The organism is Thermoleptolyngbya sp. M55_K2018_002 (assembly GCF_015295965.1).
Lineage (GTDB): Bacteria > Cyanobacteriota > Cyanobacteriia > Elainellales > Elainellaceae > Thermoleptolyngbya > Thermoleptolyngbya sichuanensis.
Window position 1 is genome coordinate 1 of record NZ_DVEA01000241.1, and the last position, 7,924, is coordinate 7,924.

The following is a 7,924-nucleotide window of genomic DNA, read 5'->3' on the forward strand; positions in this document are numbered from 1 at the left end:
TTGGATTTGCGATGTTGGATTTGCGATGTTGGATTTGCGATTGGGCTTTCTAGCAAGTTTGTTCGGGGTGCCGCTGAGGGGCCTTGAGATAGAGCCAGATCACGTTTAGTCCAAGACACGTCAAAATGAGGGCAGGAGCAAGACCCCCACCCCCTTTTTGCTAGCGTTGCCCAGCAGTGCCCTAAAATCAGCGCCCCAAATTCTGCACTAGGGCTTGGGTTCTTCGACCTTTTTGAAGGGCGATCGCTTCATCTTGCGCTTCATCGCCTTTTCTTTCGCCTTTTCTTTTTCGTACTCTGCTTCCTTCAGCTTTTTCATGATCAGGCTGAAGTATTCCTGCATATAGCCTTCCAGCGTCGTCAGTTCCTTGGGGTCGATGCCGAAGACCTGATAGGTTTCCTCCATCGGCGCGGTCAGCGGCTTACCCGTTGCCAGCACTTCGGTAAAGGCGAGGCGATCGGCCTGGTTCCAGCCCCACTGAAAGAACCGGGCAATCTTGCGGGCGGCTCGCAACAATTCCAGCGGCATCCGCGACACCTTAGATTCCTGCCCCGACAGACGCTCACACAGGCGGATGATTTCATACGCGCCCCAAGCCCGCGACCCCACGACCGAGAAAGTGCGGTTAGCGGTTTCCGGCACCTTCAGCGCCTGCACGGCAAACTTGGCCAAATCCTGCGTGTCGATGTAAGCGATCGGCGACGTTTCCCCCGTCACCCAGACAGCCTGCTTTTCGAGAATAGGAATGGCATACTGCCCGATTAGCCCCTGCATAAAGCCAGCCGTCCGCAGAACCGTATAGTTCAGCCCTGATTCTGCCAAAAACTGCTCTGTGCAGTGCTTGATTTCCATCAGCGGCACGTCGGAATATTTCTCTGCATCCAGGATGGAGAAGAAGATGAAGCGCTCGACTCCGGCCAGCTTGGCCGCCTGAATCAGCGCTACCTGCCCTTCCCAGTCCACCTGGCGCACGCTGAGGGAATCTGTGGCACGAGCCGTTGCCGCGTCAATAACCGCTGTAACCCCTTCAAAGGCAGGGAGCAACGTCTCCGGTTCGCACAAATCTCCCAGCACCAGCTCTGCGCCCCATTCCCTGAGAAACGAAGCCCTACGGAAGCTTCGTACCAGACAGCGCACCGGATAGCCTTCATCCAGTGCGCGACGAACCACTTGTCTGCCCAGGGTGCCCGTCGCACCGACCACGAGTAACGTCATTATAGATTTCGTCCGAAATCGTTAACTTTTTATAAGATACACCTTTCATTCTCTAATATTTCGGCCCGCTAGAGAATCCGTTTTTTTGCGAGACGCGCTGAATAGCAAGCAAATTGCTAGGCTAGAGAGAGATTCACCTGTGCTGTGCAGGCTGTAAAGCGGCTTGCAGTTTGTCAAATCTTTATCAAAGCCCAGACCTCAGACCTATGCCTAAAGCAGTGTCCCAGAGGAATTCCTCTCCGGTTCGAGCGGCTGTCAGCGCGTCTATTCCTGAGAATAGCCCCAGTTGTGCAACGGAGCATCCCGTTGATCTGGAGCATGTGCGGCAGGCGCAGCGGGGGCTGCTGAGTGTCGAAAAGGCGCAGCGGATGGCAGAATTCTTTGCGCTGCTGGGAGATGCCAATCGTCTGCGGATCGTGTCGGCGCTGGCTCAGCAGGAACTCTGCGTTTGCGATCTGGCGGCAGTGGTGAAGATGAGCGAGTCGGCGGTGTCTCATCAGTTGCGATCGCTCCGATCGCTCCGACTAGTCAGCTACCGCAAGCAGGGGCGCAACGTGTTCTATTACCTGAAAGATAGCCACGTCCTCAACCTATACCGTGAAGTGGCAGAGCATCTGGACGAGCCAGAAGATAGCTGAGGCGTTGGATTTCGGATTTGCGATTTTAGATTTGGGGTTTGGGAATGCGCTTGGGGAGGGCTGCCTGGTTTTTCGTGCGCTTTGTCGTATGACCGATCGACGGGGACGCAGCACCGTCTTTGTAGAAAACCAGGCCAGCTAACCTCAAAAATTACTCTTCGCCGCCCTGGAGCTTCAGCAGCGCAAAGCCCAGCGCTAGCCCCACCAAAATTAGAGTAAATGACAAGAAAGTTGCGTTCAGCATTTCACCGCTCATGTTTTCGGTATCTCCTTAGTTTGTTTGCTTGAATTGATTGAGTGGGATGACGTGGGTTTGCGAGCTTGGGAACTGGCGATCGCCCTCTATGCCGCCTTCAGAATGCAGCCTTTAGAATGCAGCCTTTAGAATGCAGCCATTGAGAAAGCGCTGCCGAGAAAGCGCTGCGGCATGAACCGGGCGTTGACCGGGGTCGAGGTTGCCAGAGCTTGCACCATGCACTTGCACCATGCATTTTAAGGCAGTTTGCAGCCCGTTTGGTGGATTGGCTAAAGGTTCCGCTGATTTGATGAATTGCGCCTGGGGGCTTGGGGCAGGGGTTGTCTGGTATTTTGCGAGGTTCAACAGGTATTTGGCAAGGGGGAAGCAATGGTGCAGCCAAGAGTGGCGATCGCCCTGGGAGATCCGGCAGGAATTGGGGCGGAGGTGGTGCTGAAGGCGCTGGCGGCTCTGGCAGAAGACCCCCCAGAAGACCCCCCAGAAGATTCCCCAGAAGACCTCCCAGAACAGCCCAGCAAAATCACGCTGGTCGGCAACCGCGCTTTGCTGGAGCAGACGTGCGATCGCCTCGTGCAGGCAGGGTTCTCCTATCTCCCTGACCTCTCTACACTCGACCTGCTGGAGGTGCCGCTCGACTCGGCGCTGGTGTCCCAAATTATGCCAGGAGCGGAAAGCGCTGCCAGCGGCGAGGCCAGTTTTCGGTTTTTGCAGACGGCGATCGCCCACACGCTAGCAGGCGAGTTTGACGGCATTGTCACTGCGCCCATCGCCAAGTCTGCCTGGAAAGCGGCGGGTCACGTCTATCCGGGGCAAACGGAACTGCTGGCAGAGCAAGCGGGAACGACGCGGTTTGGCATGATGTTTGTCGGGCGATCGCCCCATACGGGCTGGACGCTGCGGGCGCTGCTGGCAACGACGCATATTCCTCTGCGGCAGGTGCCCGATGCCCTCTCGCCCGATCTGATGACGCGCAAACTGGAGCTATTGCTGGACAGCCTGCGGGACGATTTTGGAATTTTGCAGCCGCGAGTGGCGATCGCCGGACTCAACCCCCACAGCGGCGAACGGGGCCAGCTTGGGCACGAAGAATTGGAGTGGCTGACCCCCTGGATTCACCAAATGCGGCAGCAGCATCCCCACCTGACGCTAGACGGCCCCATTCCGCCAGATACGCTCTGGGTGCGGCCGGGCCAGGCTTGGTTTGGCACGTCGCACCCAGTGCAGACCCACGATGCTTACTTGGCGCTGTATCACGATCAGGGGCTAATTCCCGTAAAGCTGATGGCGTTCGATTGCGCCGTTAACACCACAATCGGGCTGCCGTTTGTGCGGACTTCGCCCGACCACGGTACGGCCTTCGACATCGCGGGTCGGGGCATTGCCGATGCCAGCAGCATGAAAGCGGCAATTCGGCTAGCGATCAGCCTATCCGCACAACGGCTGATCTTTCAAAATCAGTCTTGAATTTAGTAAGTTCGTATCACCAAAATGTTATGGTTTCGTGACTTTTTAACATTTTTTAATCTCACTACCGGGGAACTGGCGTGAGAATAGATATGGTTCAGTATACTGAAATACAAAAGGTAACACTGATTGTAAATAAACGCTAACTTTTGATACAGAGTGTTTCGTTGAGTGTTCCTACGTAGGTCAGTCATGCTTGAAGCACTCACGACGTTTCGATAGTTCTAGCGCAGAGGTCGAAATCATGCTCCAAACCGTTCAATACTCTATGGATCTCCTTCAAGACGAAGCCCGTCAACTGGTTCAAAAAGGGATTGTCAGCCGTCAGCAGCCCATCTACGTCCTCTGCAAGTACATTCCTGCCCGCGAGTGGGCCTGCGTTGAGTGCGAGCTTGAAAAATGTGACTTTTTGTTGCGCGATCGCATCGGCGATCTGCTTGGCCATGAGGAGTGGGACAACGACTAGGCAAATCTGGCTCCAGAACCGTCTGGAGGGACTCTAGCGACACAACCGTGTAACTACGGAACCCAAAAAAGGCAACCGGGGATCTCTACGCATAATGGCGGAGTGCCCCGGTTTTTTGTTCAGCACGAAACGAAACCAAGTTCGGTCAGCACAGACTAGGCAGGCGTGGCGACGCGCCGCTTGAGGGACTCGGTGCGCCGTTTGGCAGTGCCGTTTTTCGGGTCAATGGCCAGCGCTTGCTCGTAGGCTTCGATTGCCTGGGTAACCAACTGCTTTTTCTCGTAGGCAAAGCCCAGGTTATTCAGGGCAGTAACGTACTTGGGCTGCTTTTCCAGCGCTTCTTTGTATTGGCGAATGGCCAGGTCATATTGCTCCTGAGCGGCATAGGCATAGCCCAGTGCGTTGTAGACCAGAGCCGCGTTCTCGGCTTCTTTCAGGTCTTTGGACTTGAGCGCTTTTTGGAACTGGGCGATCGCCTGCGAATAGAGCTTCTTGTCCAGATAGATGCTGCCCAGTTCATAGTATTCCTGCGCCGTGCCGGGGCCCTTGGTGAGCTTGTTTTGCAGGCGCGTCAGGGCGGTTTCGACCTTGCGGGTTCTAAGCACCTGGCGAAACAGGAAGATACCCGCGATCGCCAGCAGCGCTACTAGCACACTGAGATAGACAACGGGCAGCAAGCTATCGTCCATAACCTTTAACTTCTAACTTCAGCTAAAAGAAAACTAGAAAACTATAAGAAACCCAAGAGAAATCAGACTCAACTCGATCGAGCGCGGCCATTATCCGGCGGTCAGTATCCGATTGAAACGCGGGTACAAAACCTCTTTACGAAACCTCTTTACGAAACCGCTTAGAGACACTCAGACCGCTTTCTTCAGCCTACACCATCGCGCCGATGCATCGAGGGGCGATCGCCGCTAATCTCTGAGATCTCGGGAGATTTTGACAAGTAAGGGCTTTTTGGGTTCAGCGCTGCCGAGCAACCGTCCATCGATCTGCATCAAGCCAAACATCAACAGACTGCATCAAGCCAAACATCAACAGACCACTGCTCGAAAATCGTATGCTATGAGAGGTGATTTTAGGCTGTGTGCTTGCAGCGGTAGGCGGGTTTATGCTTCCCTTTTTGCGCTCCGATTTGGCTCAGTTGGTGTCTTACACGCCCCATCCCGGTAGTACAGATGCGGCGGCTCACGGCTCTCCGACGCAGCCTGCCCAGGTCGATCGGCTGGATACCAACGAAAGCCCCTACGATTTGCCAGAAGACCTGAAGCAAAAACTGGCCTGGGCCTATCAGCATGAACTGGAGGCAAACCGCTATCCCGATGGAGGACATGCGGCGCTGAAAGGGGCGATCGCCCAATATGCCAACCAGTCTGCACACCAGTCTGCTCAATCCTTTGCTCAATCCTCCGCAAGCTGGGTCACACCGGCGCATATTTCCGTCAGCAACGGATCTGACGAACTCATCCGGTCGCTGCTGATTGCCACCTGCCTGCGGGCGGAAGGTTCGGTGCTGGTGGCCGACCCCACGTTTTCCATGTATGCCATCACGGCCAATACGCTGGGCGTTCCGGTGGTGCGAGTCGGTCGCAACGCGCAAACCTTTGAAACGGACCTCGCCGCTGCCAGCCATGCGATCGCCACGCCTGCCGCCGGACAGCCCGCCATTCGCGTCGTGTTCACAGTACATCCCAACTCGCCCACGGGCAATGCGCTCACGGATGCAGAGCTAGACTGGCTGCGGAGCCTGCCGCCCCACATCCTGGTGGTGATTGACGAAGCCTATTTTGAATTCAGTCAGCAAACCGTGCTGGCGGAACTGCCCCAGCATCCCAACTGGGTAATTCTGCGAACCTTTTCCAAGGCGTTTCGGCTAGCGTCGCATCGGGTTGGCTATGCGATCGCCCATCCCGAACTGGCCGCCACGCTGGAAAAAATTCGCCTGCCCTACAACCTGCCCAGCCTGTCGCAACGCGCCGCCGAGCTAGCCCTGGCGCATCAGGATACGCTGCTGGCTGCTATCCCCACGCTGCTGTCCGAGCGCGATCGCCTCCTCCAGTCCCTTGCCGCGCTGCCAGGAATCACCGTCTGGCCGAGCGCCGCCAATTTTCTGTTCCTGCGGCTCCAGAACGATCCCGCCGAGGAACAGCTAGAAACCCTGTTTCAAAGCCTGAAATCCGCCGGAACCCTCGTCCGCAAAACCTGCGGCGGGCTGCGAATTACCATCGGAACGCCAGCGGAAAATCAGCGCACCCTCGATCGCCTCCGCGACCGACTCTAGCCTGCCTCCAACCCTGCGGCATCTAGACAGAACCCTGCAAACGATTCATAATAAAAGCGAGTTTACAAATCTTAAGAAATAGTTAAGAATTCTCCTTTCAGTAAATCCGGTTAGGTCGCTACGACCATTCACGACGACTCGCCTTCTGAATGCCCCATAGCAAGCTTTAGAAGGCTTCCCATCGCTTGAGGACGATCGATGCCCGGATTGACCCTACCCCTTGCCCCCGCGCTGCCAAGCGCAGCCTTGCTGTCTCAGGCCGCCGCCCAGTTTGGAGCGCCGCTTTATCTATACGACTTGGCGCTGATTGAAGCCCGATTTGCGGCTCTCGACCACAGCCTCCCCCAGAACTTTCGCCTGCACTACGCCCTCAAGGCAAACAGCAATCTTACCCTTTCGCACCTGCTGGCGCGGTGGGGCGCTGCCGCAGAGGTCAGCTCTCTGGGTGAATTCATCGCCGCGCTAAAGTCGGGCTATCCTGCTGAGGAAACGGTCTTCACGGGCCCTGGAAAAACCAATTATGAACTGGCTGAGGCTCTCAATTACCACATCGGGCTGATTGTTGTAGAGTCGGCCAATGAAGCGCGACGGCTGAACCAGATAGCGGCGGAGCGGGGGAAACAGCAGCCCATCCTGCTGCGAATTAACCCCCAGTTTCGCACGCTGAATAGCTGTGATTCTGGCTGCGCGATCGACGCGAAGACGAATGGCGTTGTACACGCTGCCGAGAATCCCAACGCAGCCTCCGAAACCATCGAAACAACCTCTGAAACGAATGGCAGTCATAATAGCGACACGCTAAAACCCATCGCCATGAATGGGCAGGGTGCGAGTAAGTTTGGCGTAGATGAGGCGCAGGCAGCCGCCGAACTGTTGCAGATTCAGTCGCTTAGCCATGTGCGGCTTCAGGGAATTCATGTGTTCACCGAAAGCAATGTGCTGGATTATCGGCAACTGATTGATGCGTGGCAAAACACCGTGGCGATCGCCCATCGACTGCGGGCCCAGGGGTTTTGCATCGAGGTCATCGACTTTGGCGGCGGCATTGGCGTGCCCTACAACTCCGTAGATGCCGCGTTTGATGTGCCTGCGTTTGGGGCGGCCCTACAAGCCGTCTTTAGCCACGAGCCGTTTCATTTCATTTTGGAAATGGGGCGCTATCTCGTTTGTGAGGCAGGCCTGTATTTGACAGAGGTGCTGGATATCAAAGAATCCCAGGGCAAGCGGTTTGCGATTCTCAACGGCGGCGTTCACCATCTCTACCGCACCCCCGCCATGCAAAATGCCAGCAAGTTTCTGCGGGTATTAGGTAAAGAGTCATCTGACACAATGCCCACTACAATCGCGGGCCAGTTGCCAACGCCCATTGATGTGGTGGTGCGCGATGCGCTGCTGCCCGTGGACTTGGAAATTGGCGATCGCCTGGTCATCCGCAACTGCGGCGCTTACGGCTTCAATCACTCGCTGACAAACTTTGCGCTGCACCCCGCCCCCGCAGAGGTCGCCATCTGGGGCGATCGCATGGAGCTAATCCGCGCCCGTAGCCGCTACGAGGACTTTTTCCAGCATCAGCGATTAGTCCAGTTTGATTAATCCAGTTT

General features: G+C 56.0%; 8 protein-coding genes. 5 read left to right on the forward strand and 3 right to left on the reverse strand.

From position 1 onward, the window contains the following. Positions 1-207 precede the first annotated feature (207 nt). A complete protein-coding gene (locus IGS51_RS11990) occupies positions 208-1,215 on the reverse strand; it encodes an SDR family oxidoreductase (RefSeq protein ID WP_297078605.1) in 1,008 nt (335 codons plus the stop codon). 206 nt (positions 1,216-1,421) lie between these two features. On the opposite strand from IGS51_RS11990, the gene IGS51_RS11995 reads away from it, so the two are divergent. Then, a complete protein-coding gene (locus IGS51_RS11995) occupies positions 1,422-1,853 on the forward strand; it encodes a helix-turn-helix transcriptional regulator (protein ID WP_297078606.1) in 432 nt (143 codons plus the stop codon). A 151-nt stretch (positions 1,854-2,004) separates the two neighbouring features. Here IGS51_RS11995 and IGS51_RS12000 read toward each other — a convergent pair whose 3' ends face one another. Further along, entirely contained in the window at positions 2,005-2,109 is a 105-nt protein-coding gene (locus IGS51_RS12000; RefSeq protein ID WP_068507045.1) for a PetM family cytochrome b6-f complex subunit 7, read from the reverse strand. Between the two features lie 369 nt (positions 2,110-2,478). Here IGS51_RS12000 and pdxA point away from each other — a divergent pair, with 369 nt between their 5' ends. After that, the gene (gene pdxA, locus IGS51_RS12005; RefSeq protein WP_297078607.1) at positions 2,479-3,573 is read left to right on the forward strand and encodes a 4-hydroxythreonine-4-phosphate dehydrogenase PdxA; all 1,095 of its coding nucleotides are present in this window, start codon (positions 2,479-2,481) and stop codon (positions 3,571-3,573) included. Between the two features lie 244 nt (positions 3,574-3,817). Beyond that, the gene (locus IGS51_RS12010; RefSeq protein WP_084781909.1) at positions 3,818-4,039 is read left to right on the forward strand and encodes a DUF4327 family protein; all 222 of its coding nucleotides are present in this window, start codon (positions 3,818-3,820) and stop codon (positions 4,037-4,039) included. 155 nt (positions 4,040-4,194) lie between these two features. On the opposite strand, the gene IGS51_RS12015 is transcribed toward IGS51_RS12010, so the two are convergent. Further along, positions 4,195-4,728, reverse strand: a complete 534-nt coding sequence (locus IGS51_RS12015) for a tetratricopeptide repeat protein (protein WP_172356576.1) — start codon at positions 4,726-4,728, stop codon at positions 4,195-4,197. A 425-nt stretch (positions 4,729-5,153) separates the two neighbouring features. Here IGS51_RS12015 and IGS51_RS12020 point away from each other — a divergent pair, with 425 nt between their 5' ends. Next, positions 5,154-6,323, forward strand: coding sequence for a histidinol-phosphate transaminase (locus IGS51_RS12020; RefSeq protein WP_297078608.1), 1,170 nt, complete (start codon positions 5,154-5,156; stop codon positions 6,321-6,323). 198 nt (positions 6,324-6,521) lie between these two features. Beyond that, the gene (locus tag IGS51_RS12025; protein WP_297078609.1) at positions 6,522-7,916 is read left to right on the forward strand and encodes a hypothetical protein; all 1,395 of its coding nucleotides are present in this window, start codon (positions 6,522-6,524) and stop codon (positions 7,914-7,916) included. Positions 7,917-7,924 lie beyond the last annotated feature (8 nt).